Annotated in this window: 13 protein-coding genes; 10 read left to right on the plus strand and 3 right to left on the minus strand. The window is 54.0% G+C overall.

Annotation, left to right across the window (positions count from 1 at the left end):
* Positions 1 to 16: 16 nt before the first annotated feature.
* Positions 17 to 511 (minus strand): GNAT family N-acetyltransferase, encoded by a 495-nt coding sequence (locus tag GKC68_RS02200; protein WP_110983907.1) that lies wholly within the window; start codon positions 509 to 511, stop codon positions 17 to 19.
* Positions 512 to 874: 363 nt separating this feature from the next.
* On the opposite strand from GKC68_RS02200, the gene GKC68_RS02205 reads away from it, so the two are divergent.
* The 4 genes from GKC68_RS02205 (at position 875) to gntU (ending at position 4,687) form a co-directional block, all read left to right on the plus strand.
* Positions 875 to 1,570: a pirin family protein gene (locus tag GKC68_RS02205; RefSeq protein WP_014594800.1), complete on the plus strand. Its 696-nt coding sequence runs from the start codon at positions 875 to 877 to the stop codon at positions 1,568 to 1,570.
* Positions 1,571 to 1,669: 99 nt separating this feature from the next.
* Positions 1,670 to 2,665 carry a gluconate operon transcriptional repressor GntR gene (gntR, locus tag GKC68_RS02210; RefSeq protein WP_028724424.1) on the plus strand — a complete coding sequence of 332 codons (996 nt, stop codon included), beginning with the start codon at positions 1,670 to 1,672 and terminating at the stop codon, positions 2,663 to 2,665.
* A 141-nt stretch (positions 2,666 to 2,806) separates the two neighbouring features.
* Positions 2,807 to 3,343, plus strand: coding sequence for a gluconokinase (gene gntK, locus GKC68_RS02215; protein WP_014604836.1), 537 nt, complete (start codon positions 2,807 to 2,809; stop codon positions 3,341 to 3,343).
* Between the two features lie 3 nt (positions 3,344 to 3,346).
* Positions 3,347 to 4,687, plus strand: coding sequence for a gluconate transporter (gntU, locus tag GKC68_RS02220; protein ID WP_028724422.1), 1,341 nt, complete (start codon positions 3,347 to 3,349; stop codon positions 4,685 to 4,687).
* A gap of 44 nt (positions 4,688 to 4,731) precedes the next feature.
* Here the strand turns inward: gntU and GKC68_RS02225 are convergent, their stop codons facing one another.
* Positions 4,732 to 5,325, minus strand: a complete 594-nt coding sequence (locus GKC68_RS02225; protein WP_006121032.1) for a YhgN family NAAT transporter — start codon at positions 5,323 to 5,325, stop codon at positions 4,732 to 4,734.
* Positions 5,326 to 5,544: 219 nt separating this feature from the next.
* Here GKC68_RS02225 and asd point away from each other — a divergent pair, with 219 nt between their 5' ends.
* The 6 genes from asd (at position 5,545) to glgP (ending at position 16,985) form a co-directional block, all read left to right on the plus strand.
* Entirely contained in the window at positions 5,545 to 6,654 is a 1,110-nt protein-coding gene (gene asd, locus GKC68_RS02230) for an aspartate-semialdehyde dehydrogenase (RefSeq protein ID WP_028724421.1), read from the plus strand.
* 902 nt (positions 6,655 to 7,556) lie between these two features.
* The gene (gene glgB, locus GKC68_RS02235) at positions 7,557 to 9,740 is read left to right on the plus strand and encodes a 1,4-alpha-glucan branching enzyme (protein ID WP_028724420.1); all 2,184 of its coding nucleotides are present in this window, start codon (positions 7,557 to 7,559) and stop codon (positions 9,738 to 9,740) included.
* Positions 9,737 to 11,716 (plus strand): glycogen debranching protein GlgX, encoded by a 1,980-nt coding sequence (gene glgX / locus GKC68_RS02240; RefSeq protein WP_342656550.1) that lies wholly within the window; start codon positions 9,737 to 9,739, stop codon positions 11,714 to 11,716. Before glgB ends, glgX begins: the two co-directional genes overlap by 4 nt.
* A 13-nt stretch (positions 11,717 to 11,729) precedes the next feature.
* The gene (gene glgC / locus GKC68_RS02245; RefSeq protein WP_014604839.1) at positions 11,730 to 13,022 is read left to right on the plus strand and encodes a glucose-1-phosphate adenylyltransferase; all 1,293 of its coding nucleotides are present in this window, start codon (positions 11,730 to 11,732) and stop codon (positions 13,020 to 13,022) included.
* A gap of 63 nt (positions 13,023 to 13,085) precedes the next feature.
* Positions 13,086 to 14,519 (plus strand): glycogen synthase GlgA, encoded by a 1,434-nt coding sequence (glgA, locus tag GKC68_RS02250; RefSeq protein ID WP_028724418.1) that lies wholly within the window; start codon positions 13,086 to 13,088, stop codon positions 14,517 to 14,519.
* A gap of 18 nt (positions 14,520 to 14,537) precedes the next feature.
* Positions 14,538 to 16,985: a glycogen phosphorylase gene (gene glgP, locus GKC68_RS02255; protein WP_342656551.1), complete on the plus strand. Its 2,448-nt coding sequence runs from the start codon at positions 14,538 to 14,540 to the stop codon at positions 16,983 to 16,985.
* Between the two features lie 1,071 nt (positions 16,986 to 18,056).
* Here the strand turns inward: glgP and glpD are convergent.
* Positions 18,057 to 19,562 (minus strand): glycerol-3-phosphate dehydrogenase, encoded by a 1,506-nt coding sequence (gene glpD / locus GKC68_RS02260; RefSeq protein ID WP_028724415.1) that lies wholly within the window; start codon positions 19,560 to 19,562, stop codon positions 18,057 to 18,059.
* Positions 19,563 to 19,777 lie beyond the last annotated feature (215 nt).

The following is a 19,777-nucleotide window of genomic DNA, read 5'->3' on the forward strand; positions in this document are numbered from 1 at the left end:
TTGGCTGCCCGTAATCTTATGTTTTTAGCCTCGCCATGTAATGTGTATCGATTAAGGCACCCTCACGCATGGCGAAGCCTTGCGCGGTGCCTTCAATTCGGAAGCCGAACTTGTGATACAGCGCTATCGCGTTGTCATTGTCGGCAAACACCGTGAGTTCAATGCGCGTAACCTGTAGCCAGTTGTCGCAAAGATCGATCATCGCGGCCATCAGGGCGCTGCCAATCCCGCGACGATGAAACGCCGGATCGACGCCCATCCCCATGCTGGCACAGTGCCGCCGCCGTGCAGCCGTCATTCCCTCAAGCGTAAGCTGCCCAACGACCTGCTCACCGAGACAGGCAACGAGCATATAAACGCCCGCGGGCGGGCTGGCGAGTTTCTGCTCCCACAGCGAGGGGGAAGAATAAGGCAGGTGCAGGGTAGCCGCCTGCGTTTCAGGCTGGCTGTAAAGACGCGTTAATGCGGATGCGTCAGAAGGGATAGCATGACGAATGGTTACCGTGCTCATAGCGCTTATCCTTGTTGGCAGGGGGATAACCCTCTCAACTTCAAGGTATTTACGTATGACATCAATAAAAGAATGTGCAAAAAGACTTTACAGATGCGAATGATAATGATTATTATTGTCATGCTTTCTCGCGTGTCATCGATACGGTAGAATGCACGACATTGCTCACATTGCTTCCAGTATTATTTAGCCAGCCGGGTGCTGGCTTTTTTTTTGCTACCTCTTCCCGCCAGGCCTCCTTCAGCCCCTTTCAACAACCCGTCATTCAATGTTCATAATTTTTGAACAGAGAAGTGAAGTTTTTCAGCTATCAATCTTTTACGCCGAATACCACACTATAAAAAACAGTGAGGAGATTTGAACATGATCTATTTACGCAAAGCTGAAGAACGCGGCCACGCGAATCACGGCTGGCTGGACAGCTGGCACACCTTTTCTTTTGCCAACTACTACGATGCCAATTTTATGGGCTTTTCGGCGTTACGCGTCATTAACGAAGACGTGATCGACCCGGGGCAGGGCTTTGGTACGCATCCCCATAAAGACATGGAAATTCTGACCTATGTGCTGTCAGGTACCGTTGAACATCAGGACAGCATGGGGAATAAAGAACAGATACCGGCAGGCGAATTCCAGATTATGAGTGCCGGTACGGGCGTGCGTCATTCAGAATATAACGCCAGCCAAACCGAACCCCTGCACCTCTACCAAATCTGGATTATTCCAGAAAGTACAGGGATAGAGCCGCGCTACGCTCAGCGCCGTTTCCCCGACGTACAGGGACGCCAGTATATTCTGACGCCTGATGCCCGTGACGGGTCGCTCAAAGTCTGGCAGGACATGACGTTGTCGCGCTGGGTATTTGCGGCGGGCGACAGCGACAGCGTGGTACCCGACGCGGGCCGCCGTATCTGGATCCAGGTGGTGAAGGGCCAGGTCAAGGTAAACGGTCAGCCAGCGACAAACAGCGATGCTTTTGCCATCTGGGACGAAAGCAGCCTGGTGCTCGAAGCAGACAGTGCCGCGGAAGTCCTGCTGTTTGATCTGCCGCCGGTATAAACCTGTTGGGGCGGGCATATCTCGCCCCACTGGCAATCTGGCTGCAAAAAAGTGATAGACTCGTCGTAACTTGCTTTCAGGGCTATCCAGGCGCTTACGATGAAGAAGAAAAGACCGGTTTTACAGGACGTTGCCGATCGTATCGGCATCACTAAAATGACTGTCAGCCGTTATCTGCGTAATCCCGAGCAGGTGTCCGTTGCGCTGGGAAAAAAGATTGCCGTGGCGCTGGACGAACTGGGATACATACCGAATCGTGCCCCGGATATGCTGTCAAATGCGACCAGCCGCGCCATTGGCGTGTTGCTGCCTTCCCTGACCAATCAGGTTTTTGCCGACGTACTGCGTGGCATTGAAGCCGTCACCGATGAGGCCGGTTATCAGACGCTGGTGGCGCACTTTGGCTATAACCCGGAAAAAGAAGAGCGTCAGCTACGGTCGTTGCTGGGCTGGAACATCGACGGCGTTATCCTGACGGAACGCACCCACACGCCCGGCACGTTGCGCATGCTGGAAGTGGCGGGGATTCCGGTCATTGAAATGATGGACAGCGTTACCCCTTGTCTTGATATGGCGGTCGGCTTTGACAATGTCGAGGCGGCCCGGCAGATGACGCTGGCAATCATCAATAAAGGTCATCGTCATACCGTTTATCTGGGCGCGCGTCTGGATGAGCGAACGCTGCAAAAACAGCGCGGTTATGAAGCCGCCATGCGCGAGGCCGGATTAACGCCGCGCAGCGTGATGATGGAAGAAGCCTCCTCGTTTAGTGCAGGCGGCGATCTGCTGCGTGAAGCGCAGCGCCGTTATCCTCAAACAGACAGCCTGTTCTGTACCAATGACGATCTGGCGGTCGGCGCGATGTTTGAGTGTCAGCGGCAGGGACTCAAGGTGCCCGCCCAAATGGCGATTGCTGGTTTCCACGGCCATGATATTAGCCAGGTTGTCACGCCGCAGCTGGCAACGGTACTCACCCCGCGCGATCGAATGGGACGTGAGTCTGCTGCATTGTTACTGGCGCGTATCGCCGGGGAACACAGCGTCACACCACCGCTGGATATCGGTTTTGAGATTCTGGAAGGTGGCAGTATCTGATTAACGTGATTTTATGAAGCGGCTCACACTTTAACGCTTTGGGATGTAAAAAGGTTGCCAGCATGTAATGCCACCAGGACAATGTGGTTCACCATTGTTATCGGTAACATGGCAGACTGACTGAACTTGCCGGAGTAAAAAATGACCACGCAATCTTCGCCTCATCACGTTTTTATTCTGATGGGTGTTTCAGGCAGCGGTAAATCCGTTGTCGCTAACCAGGTTTCTCACCAGTTAAACACCGCGTTTCTCGACGGTGATTTTCTTCATCCGCGCGCCAATATCCTGAAAATGGCAGAAGGCCATCCACTGGATGACAACGATCGTCTGCCCTGGTTGCAGGCTCTGAATGACGCGGCTTTCGCAATGCAACGCACCCAGGCCATTTCCATCATCGTCTGTTCAGCCCTGAAAAAGCATTACCGCGACATTCTTCGTCAGGGCAATGACAACCTGCGTTTTGTGTATCTGAAAGGGGATTTCGATACCATCGAAGCCCGTCTGAAGGCGCGTAAAGGCCACTTTTTCAAGCCGCAAATGCTGGTGACGCAGTTTGCCACCCTGGAAGAGCCGGGCAGTGATGAAAAAGATGTGCTGGTCGTGGATATCGCGAACCCGCTGGATGAGGTTGTGGCGGCGACGGTTGCGACCATCAAGGACGCCATTAATCAAGGCTAGGCCATGAATACCGCAACACTTATTTTAACCGCAGCAGGCTCTGTCCTGCTGCTGCTCTTTCTGGTGATGAAAGCCCGCATGCATGCCTTTCTTGCCTTGATGTTGGTTTCAGTCGGGGCCGGGCTGTTATCCGGTATGCCACTGGATAACATCGCCGAAACCATGCAGAAAGGCATGGGCGGCACGCTGGGTTTTCTGGCAATTGTGGTGGCGCTGGGCGCGATGTTCGGCAAGATCCTGCATGAAACCGGTGCCGTTGACCAAATTGCGATTCGCATGCTCAAGACCTTTGGCGAAAACCGCGCCCACTTTGCCATGGGAATCGCCGGGCTAATCTGCGCCTTACCGCTCTTCTTTGAAGTTGCCGTGGTACTGCTTATCAGCATTGCTTTCGCCGTTGCCCGACGCACGGGGGATAATCTGGTGAAGCTGGTGATACCGCTGTTTGCCGGTGTGGCCGCCGCCGCGGCCTTTCTGCTGCCGGGGCCTGCGCCCATGTTGCTGGCGTCTCAGATGCACGCGGATTTTGGCTGGATGATTTTAATCGGGCTGTGCGCTGCGCTGCCGGGCATGCTGATTGCCGGGCCGCTGTTTGGTCATTTTATCGCGCAACGCGTTTCGTTCAGCGCGCCTCCTGAAGATCATCAGCCGGATATTGATGAAAACAAGCTGCCCTCTTTTGGTTTTAGCCTGGCGTTAATCCTGTTTCCTCTCGTGCTGGTCGGGTTAAAAACCATTGGTGCACGCTTCACCACGGAAGGCACCGCGCTTTATCAATGGCTGGAATTTATCGGCCATCCTTTTATCGCCATTCTGCTGGCCTGCCTGGTGGCTATTTACGGCCTGGCTTATCGTCAGGGCATGGAAAAAGAGAAAGTGATGCAGATCTGCGGCAGCGCACTGCAGCCAGCGGGCATTATTTTGCTGGTGATTGGTGCGGGCGGCGTCTTTAAACAGGTACTGGTCGATTCCGGCGTGGGGCCTGTGCTGGGAAATGCCCTGACCGGTGCCGGGCTGCCCGTTGCGCTGGCCTGTTTTATTTTGTCTGGTGCGGTCCGGGTGATTCAGGGATCGGCCACGGTCGCCTGCCTGACGACAGTGGGGTTGATCATGCCTGTGATTGAGCCACTGCATTATAACGGCGCCCAGCTGGCGGCCTTGTCCATCTGTATCGGTGGCGGTTCCATTATTATCAGCCATGTTAACGATGCAGGTTTCTGGCTGTTTGGGCGATTTACCGGCGCCACGGAAGGGGAAACCTTAAAGACGTGGACATTGATGGAGACCATTTTGGGCACCGTCGGTGCCGTCGTCGGCATGATCGCCTTTACGCTGCTTTCCTGATGCGTTGTCACCGGGCAGGGCTGCCCGGTGACAATCGACCATGGTTACAACTTCAGGTACACGCGAATCCCGTCTAAGAACATCTGCGTTGCCAGCATAATCAGTATCAATCCCATCAGACGTTCCAGCGCATTAACGCCCTTATCGCCCAGCAGCCGAAGAAACAGGCCTGACAAAAGCAAAATCATGACCGTTACGCCCCAGGCAATGAGCAGGGCACCCACCAGATGCGACATTTGATTAGGATACTGATGCGACAGCAGCATCAGGGTCGCCAGCAATGACGGCCCGGCCACCAGGGGAATCGCCAGCGGCACCAGAAAAGGCTCTTCTCCCGCCGGTAAGCCCGTGCTACTGCTTTCAGGTGACGGGAAAATCATTTTTATGGCGATTAAAAACAGGATGACGCCACCAGATATGGAGACGGTTTCGGTACGCAGGTTGAGAAAGGCCAGAATTCGCTCGCCGGTAAACAAAAACAGCAGCATGATGATGAGCGCAATCAGCATTTCACGAATAAGCACGACTCGCCGACGTTTCGGTTCCAGATGCTTTAAAACCGACATAAAAATCGGCAGATTGCCTAAGGGATCCATTATTAACAACAATAATATTGTTGCCGAGATCATTTCAGTCATTCGTTTTACGTCTTCTCGTTATAGATAAAGTCAGGTTATTAGCGGTGTTGCTGAAAAAGTTGGCCTGATTACATTAATTCACTTGCCAGAAAAGCTGCATTTTGTAGAGTAAATCATCACAGGCAGATCTGATTATTACGCAGAGTGGCGTGAGAGTACCACGACACTTTTCCCTTCGATAAGAAAGTCAGGGTTTTATCATCCTGAAACGGACATGACATGAAGAATGTAGGTTTAGTTGGTTGGCGCGGTATGGTTGGCTCAGTGCTGATGTCCCGCATGAGCGAAGAACGGGATTTTGATGTGATCAATCCGGTCTTCTTCTCCACCTCGCAGCACGGTGAAGCGGCGCCGACGTTTGCAGGCAAGCAGCAGGGTACGTTGCAGGATGCCTTTGATATTGAGGCGTTGAACGCGCTGGATATCATTATCACCTGTCAGGGCGGTGACTACACCTCTGAGGTCTATCCAAAACTGCGCGCCAGCGGCTGGAATGGCTACTGGATCGATGCGGCGTCAACCCTGCGTATGAAAGACGATGCCATTATTATTCTCGATCCGGTTAACCATCAGGTTATCCGTCAGGGCATCGACAGCGGCGTAAAAACCTTTGTTGGCGGTAACTGCACCGTCAGCCTGATGTTAATGTCGCTAGGCGGTCTGTTTGCACAGGATTTGGTGGAATGGGCGTCAGTGGCAACCTATCAGGCGGCATCCGGCGGCGGTGCGCGTCATATGCGCGAACTGCTGACGCAGATGGGCATGTTGCACGATCACGTAGCGACTTCTCTGCAAAACCCGGCTTCGGCGATTCTGGATATTGAGCGTAGCGTAACAGATTTCACCCGCTCTGGTACGCTGCCAACGGATAACTTTGGCGTGCCGTTGGCGGGCAGCCTGATTCCGTGGATCGACAAGCAACTCGAAAACGGTCAGAGCCGCGAAGAGTGGAAAGGTCAGGCAGAAACGAACAAAATTCTGGCGACCCCGCGCGTCATTCCGGTTGACGGGCTGTGCGTCCGCGTGGGCGCGCTGCGCTGCCACAGCCAGGCCTTTACGCTGAAGCTCAAAAAAGACCTGCCGCTGGCGGAAATTGAGCAACTGCTGGCTTCCCACAATGAATGGGTAAAAGTGGTGCCTAACGATCGCGAACTCACAATGCGTGAACTCACCCCAGCCGCCGTGACCGGCACGCTGAATACACCGGTAGGACGTCTCCGCAAGTTGAATATGGGACCAGAATATCTTTCTGCCTTTACTGTCGGCGATCAGCTCCTTTGGGGCGCTGCCGAGCCGCTGCGTCGCATGTTGCGTTTGCTCATCGACTAAATCTGAAAGCATCAAAAGACCGGACTTGTCCGGTCTTATTCCCACAAATTACTGCAAATTGTTCTACTGTTACGATCGCTAAGTGATCCGCTTCCCCTTTTTGCCTGTCCAGAAATAAATTTTTGCTTATCTGCTCTTATAACCGCTGTCGTCAAGCTATGATTTAACAAGGATGCGCCGCGAGTTAACGGTTTTACTTTATTAACTAAATAGTTGTTGTAGATGGGAAAGACACTTTTTTGAGGAACGTACTGGCACTGTTTTTCACCGATGTCCATCCAACCGATGAGACGGATAAATCATATCTGACTGGCAGCGCTTAACCCGCGATGCTGGCGGCCTGGCTTTGCGCTAAAACCCGGCGGCGCCGAAGATACGCAGTCCGCTGTGCAGCAGCGGGGCGAGGCGGTATAACGTCCTCTTTCCGGCCTGTCTTTCCGAAAAAAAGAACGGCTTAAGCGGAATGGCGGGCTCCTAGCGAAAAGTGGCCAGTTTTTATGAAATAAGATGAAACGCGAATCTGTTATACATTAGTATAATTTAATTTTTTGCGGGGCGGTTCGCAAAAATAAAAGGCGGGTGTTCTCTCTTGAAGACGGCATTTCAACAGATGAGGTAGGCGATAACTGCCTTTTTTATCCAGGGCCGGCTTGCACGTGAAAGTAAAAGTTATTTAATGTCTGAAGGCTTGTCGGATGGGCATCTGGCGAGACTCCAGGCTTTGCATGAAGCAGACAGGCTTCGTGCTAACTGGTTGTGATTTAAGGAGGCGCGTGGTGAGGAACGTTTCGTTTTGACACCCGCGCCGCTGTACTCATGGCTCAATGAAGAGCAGCGCAACAGACTTGCGATAACACGACGTCGTGGTCTTTTCGCCTGCCAACTATCACAGGAAGAAAGTCATGTCAGAGCTACCCGATCGCCAGGCGATCAATGCCCTTTTTGCGGGTAACTATTCCGACCCCTTTTCTCTGCTGGGGATGCATAAAACCGAAAATGGTCTTGAAGTGCGTGCGCTGCTTCCGGAAGCCCTGGAAGTCTGGGTCATTGAAACCTCAACAGGACGCAAACTAGCTCAACTGAAGTGTGATGATTCTCGTGGTTTTTTTAGTGGCGTCGTTCCTCGTCGTAAAAATCCGTTTCGTTATCAGCTGGCGGTTAACTGGCATGGCCAGCAGAACCTCATTGATGATGCCTACCGCTTTGGCCCTTTGCTGCAAGAGATGGATTTGTGGCTGCTGGCAGAAGGCACGCACCTGCGGCCCTATGAAACGCTGGGCGCCCACGGCGACGTCATTGATGGCGTGATCGGTACGCGTTTTTGTGTCTGGGCACCTAACGCACGCCGCGTATCGGTTGTCGGTGATTTCAACTTTTGGGACGGCCGTCGTCATCCGATGCGTCTGCGTCAGGAAATGGGCGTCTGGGAGCTGTTTGTTCCCGGCGCCGTTAACGGGCAACTCTATAAATTTGAAATCATTGATGCCCATGGGCAGCTTCGTATCAAGGCCGATCCTTTAGCGTTTGAAGCACAAATGCGTCCGCAAACCGCATCAATGATTTGCGGCCTGCCCGAAAAAGTGGAGATGTCGGCCTCACGTAAAGCGGCAAATGAGTTTGATAAACCCATCTCTATCTACGAAGTGCATCTGGGATCCTGGCGTCGCCATACTGATGACAACTTCTGGCTCAGTTACAAAGAGCTGGCTGAGCAGCTGGTGCCTTACGTTAAAGAGATGGGATTCACCCATATCGAGCTACTGCCCATTAACGAACATCCGTTTGACGGCAGTTGGGGTTATCAGCCGCTCGGTATGTATGCGCCTACCCGCCGTTTCGGTACCCGTGATGATTTCCGCTACTTTGTCGACAGCGCCCATGCAGCAGGGCTGAATGTGTTACTGGACTGGGTGCCAGGCCATTTCCCGAGCGATGATTTTGGTCTGGCGAAGTTTGATGGCACCGAACTGTATGAGCACAGCGATCCGCGTGAAGGTTACCATCAGGACTGGAATACGCTGATTTACAACTTTGGCCGTCGGGAAGTCAGTAACTTCCTGGCAGGCAATGCACTGTACTGGATGGAGCGCTTCGGTATTGATGGCCTGCGTGTCGATGCGGTGGCGTCAATGATCTATCGTGATTACAGCCGCGCCGAAGGCGAGTGGATCCCCAATCAATACGGTGGTCGCGAAAATCTCGAAGCCATCAATTTCCTGCGCTATACCAACCGTACTTTGGGACATGTCGCCCCAGGTTCAGTGACGATGGCTGAAGAGTCTACAGATTATCCTGGTGTTTCACGACCGCCTGAAGGTGGCGGCCTGGGGTTCTGGTACAAATGGAACCTGGGCTGGATGCATGACACGCTGGACTATATGAAACTCGACCCGGTACATCGCCGCTATCATCATAATCTGATGAGCTTTGGCATCATGTATAACTACAGTGAAAACTTCGTCCTGCCGCTGTCGCACGATGAAGTGGTGCACGGGAAACGCTCTATTCTTGATCGCATGCCGGGAGATGCCTGGCAAAAATTCGCTAACCTGCGTGCCTACTACGGCTGGATGTGGGCATTTCCGGGTAAGAAGCTGTTATTCATGGGCAACGAATTTGCGCAGGGCAAAGAGTGGAATCACGATGTCAGCCTTGACTGGCACCTGCTTGAAGGTGAGGACAACTGGCATCATGGCGTTCAGCGTCTGGTGCGCGATCTGAACCATACCTATCGGCATTATACCTCCCTGCATCAGCTTGATTTCGATCCATCGGGGTTTGAGTGGCTGGTTGTTGATGATGCAGAGCATTCCGTCTTTGCGTTTGTTCGTCGTGACCGCGATGGTAATGAAGTCATTGTCGTCAGCAATTTTACCCCTGTCCCGCGTCCGGGCTATCGTTTCGGCGTAAACCAGGCGGGCAGCTGGCGCGAAGTGCTTAATACCGACCAGCATGAATACCACGGCAGCGACGTGCGCAATCATCTGGTGCACACCGATCAGCAGGAAAGTCATGGCCGCCCGCAATCGCTGAGCCTGAATTTACCGCCACTGGCGACGGTATGGTTCGTGCGGGAGGGGGAATGATATTACGTGCCGGACATCCCCAACCGCTGGGTGCCAGCTACGATGGGAAAGGGGTCAATTTTACGCTGTTTTCCCATCATGCTGAGCGTGTTGAACTGTGCCTGTTCGATGAGAACGGCCTTGAGCAGCGCGTTGAACTCACTGAGCGAAGCGGCGATATCTGGCACGGCTATCTGCCCGGACTCAAGCCCGGACAGCGTTACGGCTATCGGGTATACGGGCCGTGGGCGCCCCAGCAGGGGCACTTTTTTAATCCTGCCAAACTGTTAATCGATCCCTGCGCCAAGGCAGTGCAGGGCGATGTCCCTGACGATCCGCGCTTTCACTGCGGGTACGGCGAGCCTGATGGTCGTGATAACGCCGCCCTCGCGCCTAAGAGCATTGTCGTGACGGACGATTTCGACTGGCAAGGGGATGTGCCGCCGCGCACGTCGTGGGGCGATAGCGTCATTTACGAAGCGCATGTCCGCGGTCTGACGCAGCTGCATCCTGGCATTCCCAAACCCCTGCGCGGCACCTATGCAGCTCTGGGCCATCCGGTGATGGTGGATTACCTGCTGAAAATGGGCATCACTGCCATTGAGCTCCTGCCCATTGCGCAGTTCGCCAGCGAGCCTCGCCTGCTGCGCCTGGGACTGACCAACTACTGGGGTTATAACCCCTTTGCCCTCTGGGCTGTCGATCCCCGCTATGCATCGGGTCAGGATGGCCTGTCTCCTCTGCAAGAGTTTCAGCAGGCGGTAAAGCGTCTGCACGCTGCCGGGATTGAGGTGCTGCTGGATGTGGTGTTTAACCACACGGCGGAACTGGATGACACCGGACCGACGCTTTCCTTTCGCGGCATTGATAACGCCAGCTATTACTGGCTGGACGAACACGGTGGTTATCAGAACTGGACCGGCTGCGGCAATACCCTGAACCTCAGCCATCCACAGGTAATGAACTGGACGCTGGAGGCGCTGCGCTACTGGGTGCGCGTCTGTCACGTCGATGGTTTCCGCTTTGATCTTGCGCCGGTACTGGGTCGCGAACCGGACTATCACCGCGATGCGGCTCTGTTTGAGGCCATCCGCGCCTGTCCGATACTGTCAAAAGTCAAACTGATCGCCGAGCCCTGGGATATCGGACCTGGCGGTTATCAGGTAGGAAATTTTCCTGCCCCCTTTGCAGAATGGAACGATCAATTTCGCGATACGACCCGGCGCGCATGGCTGCATGGTGACGTCAGCCTGGGGGAATTTGCCTGCCGGTTTGCCGCGTCAAGCGACCTTTTTCAGTATGACGATCGCAGGCCGCACGCGACCATCAATCTGATTACCGCTCACGATGGTTTTACCCTACGCGACCTCGTGAGTTTCAACAATAAACATAACGAAGTTAACGGTGAAGAAAACCGTGACGGGCACGGTAACAACTATAGCCACAATCATGGTACAGAAGGTCTGGAGAGCAGTGCGGAGGTGGCGCAGCGCCGTCGCCGCAGCATGCAAGGGCTGCTGACCACGCTGCTGCTTTCTCAGGGAACGCCCATGCTGCTGGCGGGAGACGAAAGGGGGCAAAGTCAGCAAGGCAATAACAATGCGTATTGCCAGGACAATCCTCTGAGCTGGCTCAACTGGCACGATGATGAAAAAGCGCTGGTCGATTTTACGGCGTCGCTGATTCAACTGCGCAAGCGAATTCCTGCACTCACAGCGGATCGCTGGTGGCAGAACGATGACGGTAATGTCCAGTGGCTGGACGCCCAGGGTAATCCCGTAGATGAAGCTGGCTGGAAGCAGGGCATGTGTAGCCTGCAGATTCTGCTTTCTGGCCGCTGGTTAATAACAATAAATGTGACAGATTCGATATGTGATATCGCCTTACCAGACGGAGAATGGCACGTCCTTCCTCCTTTCACCGGGGAATGTCACCCCATCCGGTTAACTGTCTGGCATGGTCCCGCACACGCTGTGTGTGTGTTCCAAAAGCAATGATAAGGAGTCAGACATGGTCAAATTAGAAAGAGCAGAACATCTCATGCTGGCGCGCCAGCTCCCTACACAAACCGTTGCCCTTGTACTGGCTGGTGGACGCGGTACGCGTCTGGTCGATCTTACCGCTAAGCGTGCCAAGCCCGCCGTTCACTTTGGCGGCAAATTCCGCATTATCGACTTTGCACTTTCCAACTGTGTGAACTCAGGAATTCGCCGCATTGGGGTCATAACGCAATACCAGTCTCATACGTTAACTCAACATATTCAGCGTGGTTGGTCTATCTTCAACGAAGAGATGAATGAATTTGTTGACCTGTTACCTGCACAGCAGCGCTTCTCGACTGAGCAATGGTATCGCGGAACAGCGGATGCGGTGACACAGAACCTTGACGTTATCCGACGCTATGGCGCGCAGTACGTCGTCATTCTCGCCGGTGATCATATCTACAAGATGGATTATTCAAGAATGTTGCTGGACCACGTGCTAAACGATGCGCGATGCACCATCGCCTGTCTGCCCGTGCCGGTGCATGAGGCGACCGCATTTGGTGTGATGGCCGTCGACGAAAACAATAAAGTAATCGATTTCGTAGAGAAGCCGCCGAAGCCACCGACAATGCCGGGCGATGACACCAAATCGCTGGCCAGTATGGGCATTTATGTCTTCGACGCCGAGTACCTCTATGGCTTGCTGGAAGCCGACCTGCATGAGGCGGGTTCAAGCCACGATTTCGGCAAAGATATTCTGCCAAAAGTGGTCGCGAGTGGAGAGGGCTACGCCCATTCGTTTGCGATCTCTTGTGTGCAAAACGATCATGAGGCACCGCCCTACTGGCGGGATGTGGGTACGCTGGAAGCCTACTGGCGCGCCAACCTTGATTTGGCCTCAGTAACACCCGAGCTGGACATGTACGACAGCACCTGGCCGATTCGGACGCACATGGAACCTTTGCCGCCGGCAAAGTTTGTTCAGGACCGTTCCGGCAGCCATGGTATGACGATGAACTCACTGGTCTCCGGTGGCTGCATTATCTCGGGATCGGTGGTGGTGAATTCGGTCATGTTTTCCCGCGTGCGTGTGAACTCATTTTGCAATATCGATTCAACGGTACTGCTACCTGATGTGGTAGTCGGCCGATCCTGTCGTCTGCGCCGCTGCGTCATTGACCGCGCCTGCGTGCTGCCAGAAGGGATGGTGATTGGCGAAAACCCTGATGAAGACAGCCGCCGGTTTTTCCGTTCAGAAGAAGGCATTGTACTGGTTACGCGCGCCATGCTGGCCAAACTAAATAGCGCGGGATCATAAACGACAAGCGGCACACAACCCATCGGCACGAGGATCGTGCCTGGTAACTTAATGAGGTCGAGGATGCAGGTTTTACATGTCTGTTCAGAACTATTCCCGCTGCTGAAAACGGGCGGGCTGGCTGATGTCGTCGGAGCATTACCTCAGGCACAAATTGCGGGTGGAACAGATACGCGTGTGTTGTTACCCGCGTTTCCTGCATTACGTAAAGGAATACCCGATACGCAAGTGGTTGCGGAACTGCAAACCTTCGCCGGTCCGGTGCGCCTGCTTTTTGGGCGATTCGATGGGGTGGGTATCTATCTTATCGACGCTCCCGATCTCTACGATCGGCCGGGCAGTCCTTATCATGATGAATCGCAGTTTGCCTACGTCGACAACTATTTGCGCTTTGCTTTACTGGGATGGATGGGCTGTGAGTTAGGCTGCGGGCTGGATAGCTACTGGCGGCCGGATATTGTTCATGCACACGACTGGCATGCGGGTCTGACGTGTGCTTATCTGGAGGCGCGTGGCCGCCCGGCTAAGTCTGTCTTCACCGTGCACAACCTGGCTTATCAGGGGCTTTTTTCGGCGCACCATCTGGATCAGATTCAGTTGCCACAATCGTTTTTTAACATGTTTGGTCTGGAGTTCTTTGGCCAGATTTCTTACCTCAAGGCCGGCTTATTTTACGCCGACCACGTGACGGCAGTTAGCCCAACTTACGCGCATGAAATTACGACGCCAGAGTACGGCTATGGCATGGAAACGTTGCTGGCACAGCGTATGCGTGAAGGTCGCCTGAGCGGCGTTCTGAACGGCGTGGACCCGGCCATTTGGGATCCTTCTCACGATCTGTTGCTGAGCTCCCGCTACAACCGGGATACGCTGGAAGCTAAAGCGGAAAACAAGCGTCAGCTGCAGGTTGCGATGGGGCTGAAGGTTGACGATAAAGCACCGGTGTTTGCCGTGATCAGCCGTCTGACCCGGCAAAAAGGGCTGGATCTGGTGCTGGAAGCGCTGCCGGGTTTACTCGCGCAGGGCGGACAGCTGGTGCTGCTAGGACAGGGTGATGCTGAGCTGCAGCAGGGCTTTCTGGCCGCCGCCGCCGAACATCCCGGCAGCGTGGGCGTGCAGATTGGCTACCACGAGGCATTCTCGCATCGCATCGTTGGTGGGGCCGATGTCATTATGGTACCGAGCCGTTTTGAGCCTTGCGGCCTGACACAGCTCTATGGACTGAAATACGGCACGCTGCCACTGGTCCGCCGCACAGGTGGGCTGGCAGATACGGTTAACGACAGTTCGCTAGAAAATTTAGCGGATGGCATTGCCAGTGGGTTCAGTTTCGAAGACAGTAATGCCTGGTCCTTATTAAGGGCCATTCGTCGCGCTTTTGTGTTGTGGTCTCGTCCTTCACTGTGGCGTTATGTGCAGCGTCAGGCGATGGGAATGGACTTTAGCTGGCAGGTTGCCGCTCAAGCCTACCGCGATCTTTACCAACGTTTGTTGTAACGGATTGGGAAACAGAAAATGAATACACCATTCACTTACGCTTCACCTACGTTGACGGTTGATGCCTTAAAGCACTCAATCGCTTACAAACTGATGTTCACCATTGGTAAAGACCCTTCGATTGCGAACAAACATGAATGGCTCAATGCTGCGTTGCTGGCCGTGCGCGATCGCATGGTTGAGCGCTGGCTGCGTTCTAATCGTGCTCAACTTTCCCAGGATGTGCGTCAGGTTTATTACCTGTCGATGGAATTCCTGATGGGCCGCACGTTGGGCAATGCGCTACTGGCCATGGGGATCTACGACGATCTCAATCTGGCACTGGACGAAATGGGCCTCGATCTGGCTGAACTCATGGAAGAAGAGAACGATCCCGGCCTGGGCAACGGAGGCTTAGGCCGTCTTGCCGCCTGTTTCCTGGATTCTCTGGCTACGCTGGGCATGCCCGGACGCGGCTACGGCATCCGCTATGATTACGGCATGTTCAAACAAAATATTGTGGATGGCGAGCAGAAAGAGTCTCCGGATTACTGGCTGGAGTACGGTAACCCGTGGGAGTTTCAGCGCTTCAACACGCGTTATAAAGTTCGCTTCGGTGGCCGCGTTCAGCACGAAGGTGCCAAAGTGCGCTGGCTGGAAACCGAAGAAATTCTGGCCATGGCCTACGATCAAATTATCCCTGGCTACGACACTGACTCGACCAATACCTTACGTTTGTGGGGCGCGCAGGCCAGTAACGAAATCAACCTGGGTAAATTTAACCAGGGTGACTACTTTGCGGCTGTGGAAGATAAGAACCACTCAGAAAACGTGTCGCGCGTGCTTTATCCCGATGACTCTACCTATTCCGGGCGTGAGCTTCGCTTGCGTCAGGAGTACTTCCTGGTGTCAGCTACCGTGCAGGATATCCTGAATCGCCACTGGATGATGCACCGCACCTGGAACAATCTGGCTGATAAAATCGCCATTCACCTTAATGACACACATCCGGTGTTAGCGATTCCTGAGCTGATGCGGTTGTTGATTGATGAGCACAAATTCACCTGGGATGATGCGTTTGATGTGTGCTGCCAGGTGTTCTCTTACACCAACCACACATTAATGACTGAAGCGCTGGAAACCTGGCCGGTAGATATGATCGGTAAGATCCTGCCGCGTCATCTGAGCATCATCTTTGAAATTAACGACTTTTTCCTTAAAACGATTCAGGAATACTATCCAGACGACTGGGATCTGCTGTCGCGTATTTCGATCATCGACGAGAACGACGGGCGTCGGGTACGTATGGCCTGGCTGGCTGTTGTCGTCAGTCATAAGGTTAACGGCGTTTCTGAACTGCACTCGAACCTGATGGTTCAGTCCCTGTTTGCCGATTTCTCGCGGCTGTTCCCGGGACGATTCTGTAACAAAACCAACGGCGTAACGCCACGTCGCTGGCTGGCGCTGGCTAATCCGCCACTGTCAGAATTGCTGGACGAACAAATTGGCCGTAACTGGCGCACCGATCTAAGCCAGCTCAGTGAACTCAAAAGCTGTATTGATTATCCTGCGTTTATTGAGAAAGTGGCTGAAGCCAAGCTGGAAAATAAAAAACGTCTGGCGATCTGGGTGGCGAAAAATCTGGATGTCGTTATCGATCCTAACGCGCTGTTTGACGTACAGATTAAGCGCATCCATGAGTACAAGCGCCAGTTGCTTAACGTTTTGCACGTGATTACGCGCTACAACCGCATCAAAGCCGATCCGGACGCCAAGTGGGTGCCGCGTGTTAACATTTTTGCAGGTAAAGCCGCGTCCGCTTACTACGTTGCCAAGCACATTATTCACTTGATTAACGATGTGGCTAAGGTCATCAACAACGATCCTCAGGTTAAAAACAAACTCAAGGTCGTATTTATTCCTAACTACAGCGTGAGTCTGGCGCAGATTATCATTCCTGCTGCCGATCTCTCTGAGCAGATTTCAACGGCAGGTACCGAAGCATCGGGTACCAGTAATATGAAATTTGCGCTCAACGGCGCGTTGACCATCGGCACGCTGGACGGTGCCAACGTTGAAATGCTGGAGCACGTGGGTAAAGAGAACATCTTCATTTTTGGTAACACAACGCCGCAGGTCGAAGCCTTGCGTAAAGCAGGTTATAACCCGCGTAAATACTACGAAGAAGATGCAGAGTTGCATCAGGTGCTGACTCAGTTGGCCTCAGGCGTCTTTAGTCCGCAGGATCCCGGCCGTTACCGTAATCTGTTCGACCTGCTGGTCAACTTCGGCGATCACTATCAGCTGTTGGCAGATTACCGCAGCTATGTGGATACGCAGGGTAAGGTTGATGAACTGTACCGCCAGCCGGATGTCTGGCAGCACCGGGCGGCTATGAACATTGCTGGCATGGGCTATTTCTCGTCTGACCGTACGATTCAGGAATATGCGGATGAGATTTGGAATATTTCGCCGGTAAGGTTGTAGTTCTGGCGGTAACGTTTCTGCTCTGAGCAGGTTCCGCCCGCCAGGCGCCGGGGAGTTTCAGCCTGTCCGTGCAGGCGGTCGGGTTAAGGGGCTCGCGCCAGCCCCTTAACAATCCCGGCGTCCGGCAGCCGCCGCTGTTCCTTCGTCGTTCCCCGCGGCCTGACGGACCGTCCGGATGCGCCGTCCCTGGCGCAGCCGTCCTCGTCGCGGCTTCCGTGCCGCGCCGTCCTGGCCTTTGCTCTCTCCTCAGCGCGGCGGATGCCTCCTGAAAACCCCCGCCTGTGAGGGCGTATATTTTTCCGAAATACTGCTTCGCCTGTTATTAACATGCGCAATCAGAACTGAAGACAGGAAAGCCAGACGAAAATGAAAAAATGAACAGCAATAAGCTGTGATGCTTTTCTGTCATCTGAAGCGATGTTTTCTGACATCTGAAGCGATACAGGCGTTGGTTTTCACATAGTTATCAAAGCGGGGGAGTTGGGCCGGCCTTCCCGTCCCGCTGAGCGGATGCAGGATTTCCGGATGAGCCGACAGGACGTCGGCGAAAGTCAGGCCGCGCCAGGAATGGCGCGTCCTGGCGGTCCGGCAGAAATCCTGAAGCCGCGAAGGAACCGCGTAGCGGCGGGTGGGCAGGACGGGAGCCCGGGGTCAAGGGGCCGCGGCGACTGGCGGCCCCTTGTCGGTCGCCCGCACGGGGCGGACTGAAACAGCCCGCCGCCTGGCGAGCGAAACCTTCTCAGAGTTACATAACTGTATGCCGCTCAGGCTGTAAAACCGGGAGCCCGGGGTCAAGGGGCCGCGGCGACTGGCGGCCCCTTGTCGGTCGCCCGCACGGGGCGGACTGAAACTGCCTGCCGCCTGGCGAGCGAAACCTTCTCAGAGTTACATAACTGGATGCCGCTCAGGCTGGCAAGCGAAACCTTCCCTGAGCGTTATGACTGGATGCCGCTCAGGCAACCAACCAAAAGCCACGTTCATGCAATGAACCTCAACACGTTGCCGCGCAGGCAAAAAAACGGCACAACAGGCCGCAACCTGTTGCACCGTGCTTTCAGCACTGACGCGCGACTAAGATGCCAGCGACAGCGTAGGCTTTGCCTTCGCCGCCAGCCATTCGGCAATGCGTGCCTGCTGGGCTTCGTTTAGCCACATACCTTGCTTGGTACGGCGCCAGATAGCATCATCCACTTCACGCACCCACTCATGCTGCACAAGGTAACGCAACTCCGCCTCATAAAACTCATGACCGAAGTTTTCACCCAGGTCTTCCAGCGATGTCGCATCTTTAAGCAGCACTTCGGTGCTGCTGCCGTAGGTGCGGGCGTAGTGACGTGCCATGTTTTCAGTAATGAACGGGTAACGGCGGCGCAGGCTGGCAGCGTAATCGTCGCTGCTGCCGGAAATATTACCGCCCGGCAGCACGCAGTTTTTAGTCCATGCTGCGCCCGCATCAGGATAATACTTCGACAACTTCTCCAGCGCATGCTCGGCCAGCTTACGGTAGGTGGTTAATTTACCGCCGAAAACGGACAGCAGCGGTGTCTGACCGTTGTCATCGCGGACATCCAGGGTGTAATCGCGAGTGATCGCCTGCGGTGAATCGGACTCGTCATCACACAGCGGACGCACGCCTGAATAGGTCCAGACAATGTCGTCAGGCGTCAGCTGTTTTTTGAAATGGCCGTTGTACACCTTCAGGATGTAGTTGATTTCATTATCATCAATAGCAACGTTTTTCGGATCGCCTTTGTATTCCACGTCGGTGGTGCCGATGATAGAAAATTCATCCATCCACGGAATGACAAACACAATACGGTTATCTTCGTTTTGCAGGATATAAGCCTGCTTCTCGTTGTGAACGCGCGGCACCACAATATGACTGCCTTTGATCAGGCGGATACCATAAGGTGATTTCAGCGCCAGGCCATCGTCGAAGAACTGCTTAACCCATGGACCGGCGGCGTTGACCAGCCCTTTGGCCTGCCAGGTGAAGGTTTTGCCGCTGTCGATATCCTCAGCTTCTACCATCCACAGGCCGTTCTCACGCCATGCGCGAGTCACGCGAGTGCGGGTACGCACTTCACCACCATGTTTAACCACTTCCTGCGCGTTAAGTACCACCATGCGGGCATCGTCCACCCAGCAGTCGGAGTACTCAAAACCGCGCTTGATTTCAGGCTTAAGTGCAGACTCTGCACCAAAGCTCAGGCTTTTACTGCCCGGCAGACTCGTGCGCTTGCCGAGGTGATCGTACATAAACAGGCCGGTACGAATCATCCACGCCGGGCGCAGGTGCGGGCGGTGTGGTAAGCGAAAGCGCATTGGGAACGCGATATGGGGTGCCATCTTTAACAGCACTTCGCGCTCGGCCAGGGCTTCGCTCACCAGACGGAATTCATAATGTTCAAGGTAGCGCAGGCCACCGTGAATCAGCTTTGAGCTGGCGGAAGAGGTCGCGCAAGCCAGGTCCCGCGCCTCTAGCATTAACACCGACAGTCCGCGTCCTGCAGCGTCTGCTGCGATGCCAGCACCGTTGATGCCGCCGCCGATAACGATCAGGTCTTTGGTTTCCACGTTGTCTCCTCCGATGTTCGGAATAGTTCATTTATGTTCGTTTTCGAGCATAATCATAATCGCAAACCAACATTGATGCCAGTATTTAACCACCTAAAAACAATTTTGCGTGATATGGATAACATTATCTGGGTGCAAAGGTGAATAGTCGTAGTGATTGTCAGGTTATTGGCGAGGATTATCAGGTTACACTAGACGTCATTTTGCTGATGTTA

The sequence above is a fragment of the Pantoea sp. RSPAM1 genome (genome assembly GCF_038816185.1).
Lineage (GTDB): Bacteria > Pseudomonadota > Gammaproteobacteria > Enterobacterales > Enterobacteriaceae > Pantoea > Pantoea ananatis.

What these genes read in the sequence shown, in the direction of transcription:
- GKC68_RS02200 (WP_110983907.1), bottom strand. Translation starts at nt 511, where the DNA reads ATGAGCACGGTAACCATTCGTCATGCTATCCCTTCTGACGCATCCGCA.
- GKC68_RS02205 (WP_014594800.1), top strand. Translation starts at nt 875, where the DNA reads ATGATCTATTTACGCAAAGCTGAAGAACGCGGCCACGCGAATCACGGC.
- gntR (WP_028724424.1), top strand. Translation starts at nt 1,670, where the DNA reads ATGAAGAAGAAAAGACCGGTTTTACAGGACGTTGCCGATCGTATCGGC.
- gntK (WP_014604836.1), top strand. Translation starts at nt 2,807, where the DNA reads ATGACCACGCAATCTTCGCCTCATCACGTTTTTATTCTGATGGGTGTT.
- gntU (WP_028724422.1), top strand. Translation starts at nt 3,347, where the DNA reads ATGAATACCGCAACACTTATTTTAACCGCAGCAGGCTCTGTCCTGCTG.
- GKC68_RS02225 (WP_006121032.1), bottom strand. Translation starts at nt 5,325, where the DNA reads ATGACTGAAATGATCTCGGCAACAATATTATTGTTGTTAATAATGGAT.
- asd (WP_028724421.1), top strand. Translation starts at nt 5,545, where the DNA reads ATGAAGAATGTAGGTTTAGTTGGTTGGCGCGGTATGGTTGGCTCAGTG.
- glgB (WP_028724420.1), top strand. Translation starts at nt 7,557, where the DNA reads ATGTCAGAGCTACCCGATCGCCAGGCGATCAATGCCCTTTTTGCGGGT.
- glgX (WP_342656550.1), top strand. Translation starts at nt 9,737, where the DNA reads ATGATATTACGTGCCGGACATCCCCAACCGCTGGGTGCCAGCTACGAT.
- glgC (WP_014604839.1), top strand. Translation starts at nt 11,730, where the DNA reads ATGGTCAAATTAGAAAGAGCAGAACATCTCATGCTGGCGCGCCAGCTC.
- glgA (WP_028724418.1), top strand. Translation starts at nt 13,086, where the DNA reads ATGCAGGTTTTACATGTCTGTTCAGAACTATTCCCGCTGCTGAAAACG.
- glgP (WP_342656551.1), top strand. Translation starts at nt 14,538, where the DNA reads ATGAATACACCATTCACTTACGCTTCACCTACGTTGACGGTTGATGCC.